This is a genomic window from Allosphingosinicella vermicomposti (genome assembly GCF_003012815.1).
Classification (GTDB): Bacteria; Pseudomonadota; Alphaproteobacteria; order Sphingomonadales; family Sphingomonadaceae; genus Allosphingosinicella; species Allosphingosinicella vermicomposti.
Window position 1 is genome coordinate 166,345 of record NZ_PXYJ01000003.1, and the last position, 17,696, is coordinate 184,040.

At 62.5% G+C, this 17,696-nt stretch carries 16 protein-coding genes; 9 read left to right on the forward strand and 7 right to left on the reverse strand.

Annotated elements, in window-relative coordinates:
* Window positions 1-2 precede the first annotated feature (2 nt).
* The gene (locus tag C7I56_RS09540; RefSeq protein WP_106640379.1) at window positions 3-1,211 is read right to left on the reverse strand and encodes a UbiH/UbiF/VisC/COQ6 family ubiquinone biosynthesis hydroxylase; all 1,209 of its coding nucleotides are present in this window, start codon (window positions 1,209-1,211) and stop codon (window positions 3-5) included.
* Window positions 1,212-1,438: 227 nt separating this feature from the next.
* Between C7I56_RS09540 and C7I56_RS09550 the strand changes: the two genes are divergently transcribed.
* The 4 genes from C7I56_RS09550 to ribA all read left to right on the forward strand — a co-directional run bounded on the left by C7I56_RS09550 (window position 1,439) and on the right by ribA (window position 6,512).
* Window positions 1,439-3,745, forward strand: coding sequence for an FtsK/SpoIIIE family DNA translocase (locus C7I56_RS09550; protein WP_106640381.1), 2,307 nt, complete (start codon window positions 1,439-1,441; stop codon window positions 3,743-3,745).
* An 80-nt stretch (window positions 3,746-3,825) separates the two neighbouring features.
* On the forward strand, window positions 3,826-4,449 hold the full coding sequence (locus tag C7I56_RS09555; RefSeq protein ID WP_106640688.1) for a LolA family protein: 624 nt from the start codon (window positions 3,826-3,828) through the stop codon (window positions 4,447-4,449).
* A 225-nt stretch (window positions 4,450-4,674) separates the two neighbouring features.
* Complete coding sequence (gene xth / locus C7I56_RS09560) at window positions 4,675-5,469, forward strand: exodeoxyribonuclease III (RefSeq protein WP_106640689.1); 795 nt, start codon at window positions 4,675-4,677, stop codon at window positions 5,467-5,469.
* Window positions 5,466-6,512: a GTP cyclohydrolase II gene (gene ribA, locus C7I56_RS09565; protein WP_106640382.1), complete on the forward strand. Its 1,047-nt coding sequence runs from the start codon at window positions 5,466-5,468 to the stop codon at window positions 6,510-6,512. The genes xth and ribA overlap by 4 nt, the downstream gene beginning before the upstream one ends.
* A gap of 96 nt (window positions 6,513-6,608) precedes the next feature.
* Here the strand turns inward: ribA and C7I56_RS09570 are convergent, their stop codons facing one another.
* Entirely contained in the window at window positions 6,609-7,277 is a 669-nt protein-coding gene (locus C7I56_RS09570; RefSeq protein WP_106640383.1) for a YggS family pyridoxal phosphate-dependent enzyme, read from the reverse strand.
* Window positions 7,278-7,300: 23 nt separating this feature from the next.
* Here C7I56_RS09570 and C7I56_RS09575 point away from each other — a divergent pair, with 23 nt between their 5' ends.
* Window positions 7,301-7,876 (forward strand): thiamine phosphate synthase, encoded by a 576-nt coding sequence (locus C7I56_RS09575; RefSeq protein ID WP_106640384.1) that lies wholly within the window; start codon window positions 7,301-7,303, stop codon window positions 7,874-7,876.
* Between the two features lie 85 nt (window positions 7,877-7,961).
* Here the strand turns inward: C7I56_RS09575 and C7I56_RS09580 are convergent, their stop codons facing one another.
* Window positions 7,962-8,678 carry a porin gene (locus tag C7I56_RS09580; RefSeq protein ID WP_245409666.1) on the reverse strand — a complete coding sequence of 239 codons (717 nt, stop codon included), beginning with the start codon at window positions 8,676-8,678 and terminating at the stop codon, window positions 7,962-7,964.
* A 238-nt stretch (window positions 8,679-8,916) separates the two neighbouring features.
* On the opposite strand from C7I56_RS09580, the gene C7I56_RS09585 reads away from it, so the two are divergent.
* From C7I56_RS09585 to holA, 4 genes are read left to right on the forward strand one after another with little or no spacing between them, the layout of a single operon-like run.
* On the forward strand, window positions 8,917-9,423 hold the full coding sequence (locus C7I56_RS09585) for a DUF3576 domain-containing protein (RefSeq protein WP_245409667.1): 507 nt from the start codon (window positions 8,917-8,919) through the stop codon (window positions 9,421-9,423).
* A 25-nt stretch (window positions 9,424-9,448) separates the two neighbouring features.
* Window positions 9,449-11,965, forward strand: a complete 2,517-nt coding sequence (leuS, locus tag C7I56_RS09590; protein WP_106640385.1) for a leucine--tRNA ligase — start codon at window positions 9,449-9,451, stop codon at window positions 11,963-11,965.
* Window positions 11,962-12,453: an LPS assembly lipoprotein LptE gene (gene lptE / locus C7I56_RS09595; protein ID WP_106640386.1), complete on the forward strand. Its 492-nt coding sequence runs from the start codon at window positions 11,962-11,964 to the stop codon at window positions 12,451-12,453. Before leuS ends, lptE begins: the two co-directional genes overlap by 4 nt.
* On the forward strand, window positions 12,450-13,472 hold the full coding sequence (gene holA, locus C7I56_RS09600; protein ID WP_106640387.1) for a DNA polymerase III subunit delta: 1,023 nt from the start codon (window positions 12,450-12,452) through the stop codon (window positions 13,470-13,472). Before lptE ends, holA begins: the two co-directional genes overlap by 4 nt.
* Before the next feature lie 36 nt (window positions 13,473-13,508).
* Here holA and C7I56_RS09605 read toward each other — a convergent pair whose 3' ends face one another.
* Genes C7I56_RS09605 through mnmG form a run of 4 tightly spaced genes read right to left on the reverse strand, consistent with a single transcriptional unit; the run spans window position 13,509 to window position 17,663 of the window.
* Window positions 13,509-14,405, reverse strand: a complete 897-nt coding sequence (locus C7I56_RS09605) for a ParB/RepB/Spo0J family partition protein (protein ID WP_106640388.1) — start codon at window positions 14,403-14,405, stop codon at window positions 13,509-13,511.
* On the reverse strand, window positions 14,402-15,184 hold the full coding sequence (locus C7I56_RS09610; RefSeq protein ID WP_106640389.1) for a ParA family protein: 783 nt from the start codon (window positions 15,182-15,184) through the stop codon (window positions 14,402-14,404). The genes C7I56_RS09605 and C7I56_RS09610 overlap by 4 nt, the downstream gene beginning before the upstream one ends.
* Entirely contained in the window at window positions 15,184-15,819 is a 636-nt protein-coding gene (rsmG, locus tag C7I56_RS09615) for a 16S rRNA (guanine(527)-N(7))-methyltransferase RsmG (RefSeq protein ID WP_106640390.1), read from the reverse strand. Before rsmG ends, C7I56_RS09610 begins: the two co-directional genes overlap by 1 nt.
* Complete coding sequence (gene mnmG / locus C7I56_RS09620) at window positions 15,816-17,663, reverse strand: tRNA uridine-5-carboxymethylaminomethyl(34) synthesis enzyme MnmG (protein ID WP_106640391.1); 1,848 nt, start codon at window positions 17,661-17,663, stop codon at window positions 15,816-15,818. The genes rsmG and mnmG overlap by 4 nt, the downstream gene beginning before the upstream one ends.
* Between the last annotated feature and the right edge of the window lie 33 nt (window positions 17,664-17,696).

Here is a 17,696-nt window from a genome sequence, read left to right on the forward strand (position 1 = left end):
CGTCAGATGCTGAGGCCGCGAAGCAACAAGGGCAGGTCGCCGCTCTCACCCCGCGCCTCGGCCATCAGGCGATCCTTGAGCGGGCCGATGCGATGAATGAGGCTCATGCCAAAGCGGCGCACGGCGGACGCCGTCTTGCCGGGCACACCATAGAGGCGGGTGAGCGTATCGGTGGACGCCGCGACCATGAACGTGTCGAGGCTCCGCCAGCGCGCATAGCGAGCGAGCAATTGCGCGTCGCCAAGGTCGAGCCCGAGACGGGCGCCTTCGACCAGTACCTGCGCCAAAGCGGCAGCGTCGCGGAAACCAAGATTGAGGCCCTGCCCCGCAATCGGGTGGATGCCGTGCGCGGCGTCCCCCACCAATGCGAGCCGTTCCCCGGTAATTTGCGTAGCGTGATGAAAGCCAAGCGGGTAGCTGGACCGCGGCCCGGCAAGCGTAATGGCGCCAAGGAAACCGCCCATCCGCTTTTCGATCTCCGCCGCAATGGCGCGGTCGGGCAGGCCGAGCGTGGCTGGCGCATCGGCGGCGGAAATCGACCAGACGATTGCGGACCGCGTGCCGGGCAGCATCGGCAGGATCGCGAACGGGCCCGCCGGATAAAAGATTTCGTAAGCGACATTGCCGTGCGGCCGCTCATGCTCGATCGTCTGGATAATCGCGACATGATCATAGGACCAGCGCGCCATGGGGATCTGCGCCGCGTCCCGAGTCGGAGAATTACGGCCTTCTGCCCCGATCAGCAGCGGCGCGGCGAGCAAACGCCCATCTTCGAGCGCGATACGAACGCCCGCCGCATCCCGCACGACTTCGGCGGCGCGGGTCTTGGGGAGGAAGTTGAGGCCCGGCACAGTCTTGGCGGTTTCGAACAAGGCGGCGCGAATCAGCCGGTTTTCGAACATCATCCCGAGCGGATCGTCGCCCTGTTCCGCGTCGAAGACGAGCCCGCCGGGCGCAAGGCCGTCGCTCACCTGGATGGACTGGATCGGGCAGCCATGGCCTTCCAGCCGGCCCGCGACCCCGATCGCCTGCAACATGCGGAAGGACGAACTGGAAACCGCCGTGGCGCGGCCATCGAACGTCTTGGCGATCGTCTGTTCCGGATCGGCGGGATCGACGACGATCGTGGAAACCCCATGTTTGCCAAGGGCGATGGCCAGCGTCAGGCCAACGAGCCCGCCGCCCAAAATGATCACGTCCGCGCGTTCCATGGAGTGGGAGATAGACCGTTTGAACGATGAAGAGAAGAATGTTGAAATCCGAACCGCTAGCCCTGAGCCTGTCGAAGGGCGTGTGAATGAGACGGTGCACACGCCCTTCGACAGGCTCAGGGCTAGCGGGAGAGCAAGGGTGGGTGGGGTCACGATGAACCAGGCTGGCCTTGACCTGGGAGTCCGCTCAAGCGCATGGTAAACAAGCGGAACATTTGGGGGCCAGGATGGCGACTTCGGCAGCGCGGAATGGGCGGATGACCCGGATGCGCGACGGCATGAAAAAGGGTGCGAAACGATCAGGCACGATGCTGGGCGGCGCTGGCCTCGTCGCGGGCGCTGTCGTGACCAGCCTGTCGCTGGTCAGCTACCGCCCCACCGATCCGGCTCTCAACACGGCGGCGGCGGGCCCTGTCGGCAATTGGATGTCGGTGCCCGGTGCCTATCTGTCGGACCTGTCACTTAGCCTGTTCGGCTTGCCCTCAATCCTCTTTATCCCCCTGCTTCTGCTTCTCGGTCTACGCCTCGTCCGGGGGATTGAAGCGGGCCGGTGGAAGCGATCGCTGACGCTCATGCTTGTTGCGATTATCCTGGTCGGCACCGGCGCCGGCATGGTCGCTGGCGGAGCAATCAACGGCCTTCCCGGCGGCTGGGGCGGAGCGATCGGTCTGTCACTCGCCAGCCTTGCTGATCTTGGACTCGCCATGATCGAGCCGAGCTTTGCCGAACCGTTCCGTCTGGTTGTGATCGGCCTTCTCATCCTGTCGGGTCTGCTGTTTGCATGGTTCGGCCTTGGCCTGCGTTCCGAAGAGCGGCGCTGGCTCATCGGACGCCGCCGCAAGGTCATCCGCTCGGCGGTCGCCGACGACCATTATGATGAAAAGGATTTCGAGGAGCCGGAGGAGCGCACGCCCGTCGCCCCGCCCCAACCGAGCCGCACGATCATCGCCGACCGCGCCCAGACACCGACAAAGAGTAAAAGGCCGCAGCGGGAGCGTCAGGCGGCGCTGGCACTGGGCGACTCATACGTTCTCCCGACTCTCGACCTTCTGACCCCGGCCCCTCCGCCTGCTAACGCTGCGTTGGATAAAGCGAGTTTGGAGCGGAATGCCCGCCTGCTCGAATCGGTGCTCGAAGACTTTTCGGTGAAAGGCGAGATCGTCGAGGTTCGCCCTGGCCCCGTCGTCACCATGTATGAGCTTGAGCCGGCGAGCGGGATCAAGGCGAGCCGCGTCATCCAGCTGGCCGACGATATCGCGCGCAACATGTCCGCCCTGTCCGCGCGCGTCGCGACCATTCCCGGCCGCAGCGTGATCGGCATCGAGCTTCCCAATGTGAAGCGTGAAATGGTGTCCCTGTCCGAACTCATCGCAAGCCATGCGTTCGAGGATCAGAATGCGGCGCTCCCGCTCGTCCTTGGCAAGAATATCGCTGGCGATCCCGTGGTCGCGGATCTGTCGCCGATGCCGCACTTGCTCGTCGCGGGCACCACCGGATCGGGTAAGTCGGTGGGCCTCAACTGCATGATCCTGTCCCTGCTCTACCGGCTGACACCGGACGAGTGCCGGATGATCATGATCGATCCCAAGATGCTGGAACTCAGCATCTATGACGACATTCCGCATTTGCTCTCGCCGGTCGTCACCGAGCCTGCCAAGGCGATCCGCGCATTGAAATGGACCGTCGAGCAGATGGAGGAGCGCTACCGGATGATGGCGTCGGTTGGTGTCCGGTCGCTCTCCAGCTTCAACCAGAAGGTGCGCGAAGCAAAGGCCAAGGGGCAGCCCCTCGGCCGCCGCGTCCAGACCGGCTATGATTCGGATACCGGCCAGCCAAAATATGAGAATGAGGAGCTGGATTACGACACGTTGCCGCTGATCGTGGTCGTGGTCGACGAGCTGGCTGACCTCATGATGACGGCGGGTAAGGAAGTCGAATTCCTGATCCAGCGACTGGCACAGAAGGCGCGCGCGGCGGGCATCCACCTCATCATGGCGACGCAGCGCCCGTCGGTGGACGTCATCACCGGCGTTATCAAGGCCAACCTGCCGACCCGCATCTCCTTCTCCGTCACCTCAAAGATCGATTCGCGCACCATCCTTGGCGAGCAAGGCGCGGAGCAATTGCTCGGCAAGGGCGACATGCTCTACATGCCCGGCGGAAAGCAGATCGCCCGCGTCCACGGCCCCTTCGTGTCGGACGAGGAAGTGCGCGCGGTTGCCGACCATTGGCGCGCGCAGGGAACGCCGGATTACAATCAATCCGTCACCGAAGAGCCCGAAGACGGCGGCTACCTGTTCGAAGGTCAGCCAACCGGCGACGACGACGCTGAAACGCAGCTTTACCGCAAGGCCGTGCAGACGGTGGCGGAGAGCCAGAAGGCCTCAACGAGCTACATTCAGCGTCAGCTTCGCATCGGCTATAACAGCGCCGCGCGCCTGATCGAACGGATGGAAAAGGAAGGTATTGTTTCCTCTCCCGATCATGTCGGCCGCCGCGAAGTGCTGATCGATGCCGAAGGGCACGCCATCTGAACGAAAGGGAACCGGCGGGTTCACTGGGCATTCAAGACCAAAACCCCATATCCCCAAACCACATGATTGGAGATTTCGTGATGACGCGTTTTCTGGCGCTCTCCCTTGCCGCCGTGCCGTTGGCCGCTTCCGCCGTAACGCCCGCCGCGGCGGTCACGCCGGTCATGGCGATTAATCAAGTGCAGTCGCATCTTAAGGCGGTGAATACGATGACCGCCAATTTCAGCCAGACCGGGCGAGGGGGCCAAACTTTGACCGGCACGTTGAGCTTGAAGCGGCCTGGCAAGATCCGCTTTCAATATCAGAAGGGCGTGCCGATGCTGATCGTGGGCGACGGCAAATCGCTCGCCATGATCGACTATGAGGTCAATCAGGTGCAGCGCTGGCCGATCGGCGGATCGCCGCTCGCCGTCTTGCTCAACCCCAACCAGGATCTGTCGCGGGTTGCGAAAGTGACGCGTAATGACGGTCAGGTCATGCTCGTTCAGGCGCGCGATCCCAAGCGCCCGGAATTCGGCACGATCACCCTCTCCTTTGCAAAGGTCGCAAGCGGCCCGGCGGGGCTGGTTCTGTCGGGCTGGACGACGCGCGATGCGCAGAACAATGTGACGACAGTGCGCCTGTCGGGCCACCGCTTCAACGTCGCGGTTGCCGACAGCCTGTTCCGCTACGCCGACCCCCGCCGCAAGGGGCCAAAAGGTTAACGCGTTCATCGGCCCGACAGGTTCGGGCTTCTATAGAAAGAATGCAGTCGAGCCGCACGAACCGGGTTTCCCCCTGTTGCTCGGTCAGTGCGGCAAAGGCTGACCCTCGCGGAAGCTCCGCGTTTGGTAGGCCCCCGCTCCAAGCCCCCGGAGTGGGGGCCTTTCCATGTGCGGATCGCCGCCAATATCGACACGCAAAGCGGGGCCCGTTACAGCCTCTTGCCCATGGCCACCAACCTCAAGATCGCATCCTGGAACATCAATTCGGTTCGCGCCCGGATTGGAATCGTCGAACAGTTCCTGAATCAGGAACAGCCCGACATCCTCTGCCTTCAGGAAACCAAGGTCGTGGACCAGGATTTTCCGAAGGCCGCGTTCCAGCGCCTTGGCTACAAGCATATGATGATGTGCGGCCAACGCATGCATCATGGCGTTGCGATCGTCAGCCGCATTCCGATCGAGGCCGATCATCGGCACGATTGGCAGGATAATGGCGAAGCCAGGCATTTGGGCGTGAACCTGGAATGCGGGATCCGGCTGGAGAACGTCTATATTCCGGCGGGCGGAGATATTCCGGACCGCACGCTCAATCCAAAATTCGGACAGAAGCTGGACTTTATCGAGCGCATGACGCGCTGGTCGGAAACCTGTGCCCGGCCGACGATCCTGGTCGGCGACTTCAACGTCGCGCCGCTGGAATGCGATGTGTGGAGCCACAAGCAGCTGCTGAACGTCGTCAGCCACACGCCGATCGAGGTGGAGGCGCTGAACCGGCTGCAGCAGGCTGGCGACTGGGTTGACCTTGGCCGCCATTTCTTCCCGGCGCCGCAGCGACTCCATACCTGGTGGAGCTACCGCTCGCCCGATTTCACCAAGAACGACCGGGGCCGCCGCCTCGATCATATGTGGGCGTCGAAGGATGTCGCCGCGCTCGCTGTCGCGCATAAGGTGCACGAACCCTGTCGGAGCTGGGAGCGGCCTTCGGACCATGTGCCGCTCGTTACCGAGTTCGTCGTGTGACGGACGCGCGGCAGGTCGCGCGGGCGGTGGATGCGCTGCGGCGCGGCTGGCCCGTACGAGTGGACGGCCTCACCATTCTTGCGGTGGAAACCGCCGACGAGGCGGGCCTTGCCGCTTTCGACGCGGGCGCACCGACAGACCTCCTCATTTCCGGCAATCGCGCGGCGACGTTGAAGCTCGCCAACCAGCGCGAGGGCACGCCGACCGGCCCAGTCCGGATCGCTCGCGCGCCGTGGATCGACCTTGCCGAGGCGACCGCGATCGCCGATCCCGCGCTTGACCTCCAGATGCCGCTCAAGGGGCCGTTCCGGACCGTGGCTGTCACGGATGCGGACCCTGCGATGGCGGCGATCCGGCTCGCGAGGCTGGCCGGTTTGCTTCCTGCTTTTTTCGTCAGCGACAGTGCCGAGGCTGATCTTGCCATCGATACGGCGGACATTCTTTCCTATCGCGAAGCCGACAGCCTGGTCATCGCATCGCGCGCGCGCTTGCCCGTGGCCGCGGCGGAGCAGGCGGAGATCGTCGCCTTCCGGTCCGAAGGCGATGCCGCCGAACATGTCGCCTTGCTGATCGGCGCGCCAAACGGGCAGCCGCCGCTCGTGCGGCTGCACAGCGAATGTTTGACCGGCGACGTGCTGGGATCGCTGAAATGCGATTGCGGGCCGCAATTGAATGTCGCCCTCGACGCGATCCGCGCCGCGGGCTGGGGCATCCTCCTCTACCTTCGCCAGGAAGGGCGCGGCATCGGTCTCGTCAACAAATTGCGCGCTTATGCTCTGCAGGATCAGGGCTTCGACACGGTGGACGCAAACCTGCGCCTTGGTTTCGGCGATGACGAGCGTGATTTCGGTGTCGCGGCACGAATGCTGAAGCTGCTGAAGCAGGACGCGGTGCGGCTGCTTTCGAACAACCCCCGCAAAGCGGAGGGGCTGGAGGCAGAAGGCGTCAAGGTCGTCGAACGCGTGCCGCTTAAGATCGCGGCCAATCCGCATAACGAGCAATATCTTGCTACAAAGCGGGATCGCAGCGGGCATCAATTATAAGTACCCCCTACCCCGTTAGGGCTGAGCTTGTCGAAGCCCGTTCCAGCTGGAACCGTCCTTCGACAGGCTCAGGACTAGCGGTGGGGAAGAGGGAGGTTAGTCGCGCGCACCGAACAGAGCGGTGCCGACTCGGACATGGGTGGCGCCGATCGTGACGGCGGTCTCGAAATCTTCCGACATACCCATGCTGAGTCCGGCCAGTTGATGGCGCTTCGCCAGCTTGGCGAGCAGCGCGAAATAGGGAGCGGGCTCGACGTCGGCGGGCGGCACGCACATGAGGCCCGCGACGGGCAGATCCGCTTGCTCGGCAAGGGCAAGAAGCTCGGGAAGCTGATCGACCGCGCAGCCGCCCTTTTGCGCTTCGGCCCCAATATTGACCTGGATGAAGCAATCGGGACGCCGCCCGCTCTTCGCCATGGCGGCTGCGAGCGCGGTGACGAGCGATGGCCGGTCGAGGCTGTGGATTGCATCGAAGAGCAATACCGCCTCTTCGGACTTGTTCGACTGGAGCTGGCCGACAAGGTGAAGGCGAACATCAGGATATTCGGCGCGGAGCGTGGGCCATTTCTCGGCAGCTTCCTGAACCCGGTTTTCTCCAAATATACGGTGCCCGGCGGCGAGAAGCGGCTTGATCTCCTCCGCACTTTTCATCTTGGACACCGCGATCAGCGTCACCGCTTCCGCCTTGCGTCCTGCAATGCGGGCGGATTTGGCAATCGCGTCGTTGACGGCGGCGAGGCGTGCTTCAGGTGGTGCGCTGGTCATGGGCCTTGCCTATAGAAAGCGCGATGATGCGCCGCCAGCCCCTCCCGCGTGTATGGATGATGACCGATGAGCGCCAAGGCGATGCGCTATGGGCCGCGCTCGATCGGCTGCCGCGTGGCGCGGGCGTCGTCTTTCGCCACTATGCTTTGCCCTTGAGAGAGCGGCGACGACTGTTCGAGCGCATGAAGAAAGTGGCGCGGCGGCGGGGTCTGCTTCTCGTCGCGGCCAAGCCGGAAGGACTACGTCTTCATTCAGCTGTCGGCGTGCATAATCATAAACGCCACGTTTATTCTTACGTAGGGCAACGACCGGTCATGACTGCGGCCGTGCATAATATGCGCGAACTCCGCAGGGCGCAGTTTATGGGAGCGGACCTCATCTTCGTCTCTCCCATCTTTCCTACGCGGTCGCATCCGGACGCCCGGTCGCTGGGAATCGAGGGGTTTAGCCGGTTGGCGCGGGCGGCGCGGGTTCCAGTCATTGCGCTCGGCGGAATGGACGGGGATCGATATCGGGAATTGCGTCGTCATGGCGCTTATGGGTGGGCGGGCATCGATGCCTGGATATGTTCAGGATCGCCCCGGATCCGCCAGTCTTGAGACTGTCGAAGACGGAACCAGCTGGAACGGGCTTCGACAGACTCAGCCCTAGCGGTGGTTCGAGAAAGGCGAAAAAGAACGCGAATTAGAAGCGGAAGGCGGTGCCGACGTAAACCGATTGACTGTCGCGGCGATTGTCTTCCAGCGGCTCAAGGCGGTCGCGCTGAATGCGATAGCGTGCGCCCGCGGTCACCGCGACGTTGCGGGCGATCGAATAAGAGCCGCCGACGTCGAGCGAATAAGCCTCTTCCGGCGCAACGATGCGCGGCAGCGGACTGTTCGCGCGTTCGGTGCCGACTTCGACGCGGCCAGTGAACTTCTTGGCCGTGTAGCTGACGCCGATATCGGCCACTTCGCGGTCGCCGGGAAGCGTTCCGCCCTGAACCTTTGCAACGTCGCCCGAAATGGCGAAACGCTTCCAGCCCACCGCAACGCCAAGATTATAGGAAACCGGCGTAAGCGCGTTGATCGGGCTTGCCGAGGTTTCCACCGCCGACCGGTCCGCAACCTGCCGATTGCCCGACGCGCGTACCGCGACGCGGACAGATTTGTTGCGATCGGCTGCAGCAGAGGGCGTGAAACGATAGGCGCCCATGCGGCTGCCGCGTCGCGCAAATTCGGCGGCAAGCCGCGGATCAGCGATCGCCGGAGTGAAAGAACCGACATTGGCGAGAGCCACGGACCGCGAGGGCCGCGCTTTCTTGGCCTTCGTTTCTTGGGCAGCGATTGCAGGCGACAGTACGAGCGCAAGCGCTGTCAGCGCTGCTCCCCCCGTTCCTGCTATCCATGCCGCCCTGTTCACATTCGACTCCCGTAACGATCGTCTATTTAGAACGACTCATCCGTCCAAACTATAGCATGATCGGCCGCGAACGCCGGAATCCCCGTCCGTGTTGCATCTTTCACACAAAGCAGACTGACAGGAGATGAACGTTCAGGGCGGATACAGGCGCGCGCTCCAGAACAGCGCTTGCCGGTTTCGCGGGGGAAACTATAACGTCGCGCAAACCTCCTTTTCGCGTGCAAGGAATGTAAGCAAGATGAAGCGTGCTGTTATCCTGGGCCTGACCATGTCGGCGGCCGTGCTGGTTTCGGGCTGCCAATGGGTGCAGAACGATATCGCCAAATCGTCCGACTGGATCACGCGCGACGTCAACAAGAGCTTCGGCAAGGATGAGCCGACCGGCATCGAAAAGGCGGATCTCGCCGCCAGCCAAGTGACGACGATCGGCGTCAACGCCTATCTGTGGAAGGCAGCGCTCGACACATTATCCTTTGCGGCGATCGCCCAGACCGACTCCAACGGCGGTGTGATCGTAACCGATTGGTACACCAACCCGAGCAATCCGGGTGAGCGGATGAAGATCACCGCGGCGATCCTCGACCGCGATCTGCGCGCTGATGCCCTCCGCGTTTCCGCCGCCCGCCAGGTGTCGCAGAACGGCCAGTGGGTCGATGCGCCGGTTGCGGCCGCGACCGTTCAGAAGCTCGAGGAAATCATCCTCACCAAGGCTCGCGATCTGCGCCGTTCGGCCATCGTAAACTAGAAGCGTCAACTAAAAGGCTCGTCCCATGGCAGCGCGTTTCAACCCGCTCGACGCCGACGCCCGTTGGCAAAGGGTCTGGGAAGAAAGGGGCGTGTTCCACGCGTCCGATCAAAGCAGCAAGCCCAAGGCTTTTGTCCTGGAGATGTTCCCCTATCCTTCGGGGCGCATCCATATGGGCCATGTCCGCAACTATACGATGGGCGACGTGCTCGCCCGGTTCCGGCGGATGCAGGGCTTCGAGGTGCTCCATCCGATGGGCTGGGACGCGTTCGGCATGCCCGCCGAAAACGCCGCGATGGAAAAGAAGGTGCATCCGGGCGACTGGACGCGCGCCAATATCGCGACGATGCGCGCTCAGTTGAAGCGTCTGGGCTTCGCGCTCGATTGGAGCCGCGAACTCGCCACCTGCGAGCCCGATTATTATGGCCAGGAACAGGCTTTGTTCCTCGACCTTTACGAAGCCGGTCTCGTCTATCGCAAGCAGAGCGAGGTGAATTGGGATCCGGTCGACATGACCGTGCTCGCCAACGAACAAGTGATCGACGGGCGCGGCTGGCGTTCCGGCGCTCTGGTCGAGCGGCGCAAGCTCAATCAGTGGTTCCTGAAGATCACCGATTTCGCCGAGGAACTGCTCGACGGGCTCGATGATCTCGATGAATGGCCGGAAAAAGTCCGGCTGATGCAAAAGAATTGGATCGGCAAGAGCCAGGGCATGCGCTTCCGCTTCCAGCTCGCAGCGCCGGTGGATGGCCAGAATGAGGTAGAGGTCTTCACCACCCGACCCGACACGATCTTTGGCGCGAGCTTCGTCGCCGTATCCGCAGATCATCCGATCGCACTGGCGCTGGCGGGCGATCCTGCGGTTGCCGCCTTCATCGCCGAATGCAAGCAAGGCGGCACGACCGCGGCCGAACTCGAAACGGCGGAGAAGAAGGGTTTCGATACCGGTATCCGGGTCGCCCATCCGCTCGATCCCGATTGGCAGTTGCCGCTCTACATCGCGAACTTCGTACTGATGGATTATGGCACCGGTGCCGTGTTCGGCGTGCCGGGACACGACCAGCGCGACTTTGAATTTGCCAGCAAATATGGGCTCCCCATCAACCGTGTCGTCGCGGCAAGCCTCGACGAGGCCGGTGCGCCGATCGGCGGAGAAGCCGAGACGGGCGGCGGCGTGATCGTCAACAGCCGCTTCCTCGATGGGCTGGACGTAGAGGCTGCTAAGGCCGAAGTCATCGCCCGCGCCGAACAAGGCGGCTGGGGCCAGGGGACGACCGTCTGGCGCCTGCGCGACTGGGGCGTGTCGCGCCAGCGTTACTGGGGCACGCCGATCCCGATCATCCATTGCGAGGCCTGCGGCCCCGTAAGCGTGCCGAAGGACCAGCTGCCGGTCGTTCTGCCGGAAGATGTGAGCTTCGACATTCCCGGCAATCCGCTGGAACGCCATCCGACCTGGAGCCAGGCAAGCTGCCCGACATGCGGCGCGGCAGCGCGGCGGGAGACCGACACGCTCGACACATTCGTCGATTCAAGCTGGTATTTCATCCGTTTCGCAAGCCAACCCGACGACAAGCCCTTCGACAAGGAAGTGGCCGAGAGCTGGCTCCCCGTCGGGCAATATATTGGCGGCGTCGAACACGCGATCCTCCACTTGCTGTACGCCCGCTTCTGGACGCGCGCGCTGAAACGCATCGGCAAGCTCGACATCGCCGAGCCGTTCAAGGGCCTGTTCACACAAGGGATGGTGACGCACGAAACCTACAAGGCGGGCGATGGCAGCTGGCTGTCGCCTGACGAAGTACGGGCGGAGGGCGACGACTGGATCCATATCGAAAGCGGCAAGCCGGTGAGCGTCGGCCGCGTCGAGAAGATGTCCAAGTCCAAAAAGAATGTCGTCGATCCCGAGCCGATCGTCGATCAATATGGCGCGGACGCCGTGCGCTGGTTCATGCTTTCCGATAGCCCGCCAGAGCGCGACCTGCCGTGGAGCGAGGCGGGGATCGAGGGCGCGTGGCGCTTCGTCCAGCGCGTCTGGCGCCTGGTTGACGAGGAAGCGACCGGCGACGGCGCAGACAGGGCGCTCGACCGCAAGCTCCACCAGACGATCGCCAGCGTTGCCGCGAACATTGAATCGCTCGCCTTCAACAAGGCTGTGGCGAATATCTATGAACTGACGAGCGCCATCGAAAAGGCCCCGCCGTCGGCATCCCGCATCCACGCGATCCGCACGCTTCTCCGTATCGTCTCGCCAATGGTTCCGCATTTGGCCGAGGAGGCATGGGCATCGCTGGGGCAGCAAGGCCTCATTGCCGATGCGGCTTGGCCCGAGGTTGATGCGACTTTGCTGGTCGAAGACGAGGTTACGATCGCGGTCCAGGTCAATGGAAAGCTCCGCGACACTTTGACCGTGCCCAAAGCAATCGATGCAAAGGCATTGGAGGAAATCGCCCTCGCGTCCGAAAAGATCGTCCGTGCCATGGACGGCAAGCCTGCGCGCAAGGTGATTGTCGTCCCCGGCAGGTTGGTGAATATCGTCGCATGAGGATCGCTGCGGCTCTTGGCTTCGCGCTTTTGCTTTCGGCCTGCGGGCTGCGGCCTCTTTACGGCGGCGGTCAGCAGCAGGAGGTCGTCGCAACATTGAGCGAGATCGAGATCGCGCCGATCGAGGGCCGCGCCGGATGGCTGGTGCGCACGGCGCTGCAAGACCGGCTGCGCGCCGCCGGCGAGGGTAGCCCGCGCTATCGTCTGCGCGTCGAACTGGACGACGAAATCAGCGGCTTCGGCCTCCGTGCCGACAATGCCGTGACGCGCGAACGGCGGACGTTACGCGCGCGCTATCAACTGACCGATGCGGCGCTCGGCACCGTGCTGCTCGATGCAACGGCGGGGTCGGACGCCGGCATTGACGTCGTCAGCTCCGAATATGCGACGGTCGCGGCTGAAGAAACCGCGCTTGAACGGCTATCGGCCGAGATAGCCGATCAGATCGTCGCACGCGTGGCGCTCTACGCGACGCGAACCGAGCCGTGAAGGCGAATAAGGGGCAGATTGAAAGCGCGCTCAAGGCGCCAGGCAATCATCGTTTCTTCCTGCTCTACGGCCCGGATGATTCAGGATCGCGGGCGCTCGCCAAGCTTGTTTCGACCGCGTTGGGGCCGGATGCGGAGCGGATCGATCTCACCGGCGCCGATCTGAAAGGAGATCCGGCACGCCTTGCGGACGAAGCTGCGGCTTTCTCTCTCTTCGGCGGCGCACGCTACATTCTGGTCGACCAGGTGGGTGACGAAAGCCTGGCTGCGGTCGAGGCCCTGCTTGAGACCCAGGCTGAGGGCAATCCGGTTATCCTCATCTCCGGGGCGCTGAAGGCGACGTCGAAGTTGCTCAAGCTCGCCCTCGCAGCGCCCGACGCGTTGGCCTTTGCCAGTTATGCCCCGGAAGGACGTGACGGCGGGCGGGTAGTGATCGATATGGCGCGCGCCGAAGGCCTCACTTTGCGCCCCGACATCGCGCAGAGGATTGCCGATCTGACCGGCGGGAACCGCGCGTTGATCGGACAGGAACTCACAAAATACGCGCTCTATGCGGGCGCCAGCCCGGAGCATCCTCAAGCGATTGATCATGACGTCATCGATGCGGTGGGTGCCGAAAGCGATGAGGGCGACTTATCGCGATTGGTTGAGGCTGTGGCGGGCGGTAATCCCGCAATGCTGGAGAGCGAGTTAAGCCGCCTTGCAATGGAGGGGATTGAGGGTATCGCCTTGCTCCGCGCCGTTCTGCGCCGGATATCGCTCCTCACCCGTATGCGTTCGGTCGTGGAGGCTGGAAGCTCCCTGGATGCCGTCATGGCGTCAGAGGGCAAGGCGCTGTTTTGGAAAGAGAAGCCCGCCATACAACAGCAGCTGGGCCGTTGGCGCGGTAATCTCCTGGCTCGCGCACTGGAGCGCCTGTTGGCGGCCGAGCGGCTGGTGAAGAGCACCAATGGACCCGGGCCTATTGTCGCCGAGGACGCTCTTCTTGCGATAGCGCGCCAGGCCGCCCGGCTACGTTGACACAAACCAGGCGCAGCCGCTCCCTCATGGGCGGTTTTAGATGCGTTCGTTGCTGAGCCGCTGGCAGATCATGTCGAGCTGGTCGAGCGTTGAATATTGCAGCGTCACATTGCCGCCGGCGCCGTCTTGATGGGCGATTTTCACTTTGATGCCCAGAATATCGCCCAACTGACGTTCGAGCGCGGCAATATCGGCTTTTTCGCCGCTCGCCGCGTAACCGGCCTTAAGCGAGCCGCTCTGAGCGGGCGGGCGCGGCCTGGCATCGCGAGCCAGTTGCTCGGCATCACGAACAGACAGGCCCTTTGCCACGATTTCGTCCGCCAGAACTTCAGGATCCGGCGCCGACACAAGCGCACGCGCGTGCCCCATGCTGAGATGGCCCGCCGCGACCTTCGCTCGCACGGGCGTCGGCAGGTCGAGAAGACGTAGCAAATTGGCAACATGGCTGCGCGATTTGTGGACGAGCTTCCCCAGAGCCTCCTGCGTATGCCCGAAATCGGCAATCAGGCGCTGATAGGCTTCCGCCTCTTCTATTGCGTTCAGATCCTGACGCTGGATATTCTCGATCAGGGCAACTTCGAGCGTGTTGGTATCATCGAACTCGCGGACGATGACCGGCACTTCGTGAAGCTGCGCGCGCTGCGCCGCACGCCAGCGACGCTCACCGGCGACAATCTGATACCGCCCGCCATGGGGCCGAACTACGATCGGCTGAAGGATACCGCGCAAACGGATCGATTCCGCCAATTCCGCCAGCGCTTCATCGTCGAAATGTCGCCGCGGCTGATCGGGATTGGGGGCGATGCTGGCCACGGGAATGGCCTGAACGCCACGGCCGACTCCACGGCTTTCATCCTGCGGCGTCTCGCCCAGAAGTGCGGACAGTCCGCGGCCGAGGCCGGGAGCACGCTTTCTCATCGGAATGTCATTCATGCAGCTTCTGCTTTCTCGGGGAGCCGTGCAATGAGCTCTCGGGCCAAGGCCATATAGGCTTCTGACCCGGGGCAACGCATGTCATAGATCAGGGCCGGAATGCCGTGGCTGGGCGCCTCGGACAACCGGACGTTACGCGGGACCACGGTGTCAAAAACGGTCTTGCCGAGTACGGCGCGAACGTCGTCACCCACTTGGGAAGACAGATTGTTGCGCTTGTCATACATGGTGAGCGCCACGCCAAGCAGCGAGAGCCCCGGGTTGAACCGTTCGCGAACGAGCTCGATCGTGCGGAGCAACTGGCTCAATCCCTCAAGCGCGAAAAATTCCGCCTGGAGCGGCACCAGGATTGATTGCGACGCCACCAGGGCATTAATGGTGAGGAGGCCGAGAGAAGGCGGACAATCGATAAGGCAAATGTCCCACCGTGTGGCGGCCGGCGCGGACAGGGCGGCGTCGAGGCGATGGGTCCGGTCGGCTTCATTCACTAACTCGATTTCGGCACCGGACAAGTTGATGGTCGCCGGGACGACATGAAGGCCTGGGACAGCGGTGGGGACCGCAACATCGTCCAGCCCGCAATTTTCGATCAGCAACTCATAGCTGCACGCTTCACGCTGGCTCTGGTCGACACCTAAGCCGGTCGACGCATTCCCTTGCGGATCCAGGTCGACGACCAAGACGCGCCATCCAGTAGCTGCGAGGGCGGTTGCAATATTGATGGCTGTGGTGGTCTTGCCAACCCCGCCCTTCTGATTTGCGATCGCGACCTTGATCATTACCGTCTCGCCCCCCTGGCCCGCCGCGAAACACCATGCGCGACGATGATCCCGGCTTCGGAATCGGTCAGGCTCGGCTCCACGCGGAATGAACCTTGCCACAAAGGCTTTTCCGCTTCCAGTTCCGATGCGGCGCTTCGCCCTTTTGGCAATAGCCAGAAAGTATCCTGCTTGGAGAACGGCAAGGCGAGAGGGAGAAGTTTCGACAGGGGAGCGAAAGCGCGGGCGCTAATGACGTCAAAGGCCTGCGGCGATACACGTTCGACCTTAGCGCATATGATTTCGGTATTTTTCGGAAGGGCTAACACCTCAGCGGCGCGACGGAGGAAATCCACTCTCTTGGGCCGCGCCTCGATCATAGTCACTCGCGCGGGGGAAAGTGCAGCGATGATGAGGCCGGGGAATCCAGCGCCGGTTCCAAGGTCGAGCCAAGTTTTTGGATTAGACGCGAACCGCAATAATTGAGCACTGTCCAGGACATGTCGGGCCCAGATATCGCCGACCGTTCCACGTGAAATCAGATTCTGCGTTTCATTTTCTTGGGAAAGGAATTCCACAAAGCGATCGAGGGCATCGAATGTTTCACGTGAAACATCACAATATTCGGTCAGCCAGGACTTGGCGAACTCGCTCATGCGGCGAGCTTTCGCCGAACATGGACTAAAATCGCTGCAAGCGCTGCAGGGGTAATGCCTCGAACACGGGCGGCCGCGCCAAGCGAAGTCGGGCACGCGCCGCTCAACCGCTCCGCCATTTCGTTGGAAAGCCCCGCGACCGAGAAATAATCGAGGTTCGACGGCAAACTAACTGCATCATCCGCCCGAACCCTGAGTACTTCCGCTTCTTGGCGCTGAAGATAGGGCGCGTAGCGGTGGTCTTGGATTGCAGTATCAATCAGCGCCGCCGGGAAGGCCGCCAGGTCCGGCACCAACTGAAATAGAGTCGCTTCGACGACCTCAGGGAACCGCAACCACTCAGCCAAGCTGCGACCAACACCGTCCTCTTTGACTGCTGCGCCGGCTGCGTTGAGCGCGCCACCTCGCATTCGATGCGACAAGAGCTTATCAATCGCCGATCGGTCGTCCTGTCGCTGCGAGAAAAATCTTCGACGATCCGCTGATGTACATCCGGCCGCAATCGCCTTGGGTGTCAGCCGGTCGCTGACATTGTCCGCGCGCAATCGCAGACGATATTCGGCGCGGGCCGTCAGCATACGATAAGGTTCAGTTATCCCCTGCAACGTAAGGTCGTCGACCATGACACCGATATAGCTATCGCTGCGGTCGAACAATATGGGCGCGCTTTGCGTTACGAATGCAGCGGCGTTCAGACCTGCGACGAGCCCCTGCGCCGCCGCCTCTTCATAGCCCGTAGTGCCGTTAATCTGTCCAGCGAGGAACAGCCCCGGTTGTTTGCCAAGCGCAAGCGTCGGCTCCAATACGCGTGGGTCGATATGGTCATACTCGACGGCATAACCGGCTTGCGCGATCTCGACCTGCTCCAGGCCCGTCATCGTCCTGAGGAACGCCAATTGTACGTCCTCCGGAAGCGATGTGGAAATACCATTAGGATAGATAAGCGGGTCGTTAAGCCCCTCCGGCTCCAGGAAAACCTGGTGGCCATCGCGATCGCCAAACCGGTGAATCTTATCTTCTATCGATGGACAATAACGCGGTCCCACACCTTCAATCTCCCCCGCAAAAAGGGGAGAGCGATCGAGATTCTCGCGAATGATCCGATGGGTCTCGGCATTGGTCCGGGTAATTGCACAATGAAGCTGCGGCGCAACCCGGCGGTCCGAAAGGTCGGAAAAGGTCCAAGCCTCGACGTCTGAAGGCTGTCGTTCAAGCCGCGACCAATCAATTGTACGACCATCCAAACGGGGCGGCGTCCCCGTTTTCAAACGCCCCATCGGAAGGTTCATGGTTCGCAACTGACTGGCAAGCGTCGCTGCCGCAGCCTCTCCAACCCGGCCGCCGGCGCGGTTGGACAAGCCAAAATGAAGCTTCCCATTCAAGAAAGTGCCTGTCGCTAGAACGACTGCAGGCGCGCGAAGTGTTCGGCCATCCGCGAGCATCAGCCCGGCGAGCTTTGGTCCATCAAAGACCAAGGACGCCGCTTCACCTTCGATAATCTGAAGGTTGTCCTGCCGGTTGAGCAGACCGTGAATCGCGGTCTTGAACCGTTGGCGATCCGCTTGAACGCGAGGGCCGCGAACCGCAGCCCCCTTGCTCGCATTGAGCATCCGGTAATGGATTGCGGCATAATCCGCCGCACGCGCAAGGATACCATCGAATGCATCGATCTCGCGGACGAGATGCCCCTTGCCTAGGCCGCCAATAGCAGGGTTGCATGACATCGCGCCGATTGTCGCGCGCGAGAAGCTGATGAGGGCTGTCGACGCGCCCATACGGGCCGCAGCAGCCGCAGCTTCGCAGCCTGCATGTCCGCCCCCGACAACGATCACATCGAATATCATGATGGTGCTCCGCTAAGCGCGGCGCCACTCCCT

Coding starts and splice junctions, on each gene's coding strand:
- xth (WP_106640689.1), top strand. CDS start 4,675: ATGGCCACCAACCTCAAGATCGCATCCTGGAACATCAATTCGGTTCGC.
- C7I56_RS09585 (WP_245409667.1), top strand. CDS start 8,917: ATGAAGCGTGCTGTTATCCTGGGCCTGACCATGTCGGCGGCCGTGCTG.
- rsmG (WP_106640390.1), bottom strand. CDS start 15,819: ATGAGCGAGTTCGCCAAGTCCTGGCTGACCGAATATTGTGATGTTTCA.
- C7I56_RS09605 (WP_106640388.1), bottom strand. CDS start 14,405: ATGAATGACATTCCGATGAGAAAGCGTGCTCCCGGCCTCGGCCGCGGA.
- C7I56_RS09570 (WP_106640383.1), bottom strand. CDS start 7,277: ATGACCAGCGCACCACCTGAAGCACGCCTCGCCGCCGTCAACGACGCG.
- C7I56_RS09575 (WP_106640384.1), top strand. CDS start 7,301: ATGATGCGCCGCCAGCCCCTCCCGCGTGTATGGATGATGACCGATGAG.
- C7I56_RS09555 (WP_106640688.1), top strand. CDS start 3,826: ATGACGCGTTTTCTGGCGCTCTCCCTTGCCGCCGTGCCGTTGGCCGCT.
- lptE (WP_106640386.1), top strand. CDS start 11,962: ATGAGGATCGCTGCGGCTCTTGGCTTCGCGCTTTTGCTTTCGGCCTGC.
- C7I56_RS09610 (WP_106640389.1), bottom strand. CDS start 15,184: ATGATCAAGGTCGCGATCGCAAATCAGAAGGGCGGGGTTGGCAAGACC.
- leuS (WP_106640385.1), top strand. CDS start 9,449: ATGGCAGCGCGTTTCAACCCGCTCGACGCCGACGCCCGTTGGCAAAGG.
- C7I56_RS09550 (WP_106640381.1), top strand. CDS start 1,439: ATGGCGACTTCGGCAGCGCGGAATGGGCGGATGACCCGGATGCGCGAC.
- C7I56_RS09540 (WP_106640379.1), bottom strand. CDS start 1,211: ATGGAACGCGCGGACGTGATCATTTTGGGCGGCGGGCTCGTTGGCCTG.
- mnmG (WP_106640391.1), bottom strand. CDS start 17,663: ATGATATTCGATGTGATCGTTGTCGGGGGCGGACATGCAGGCTGCGAA.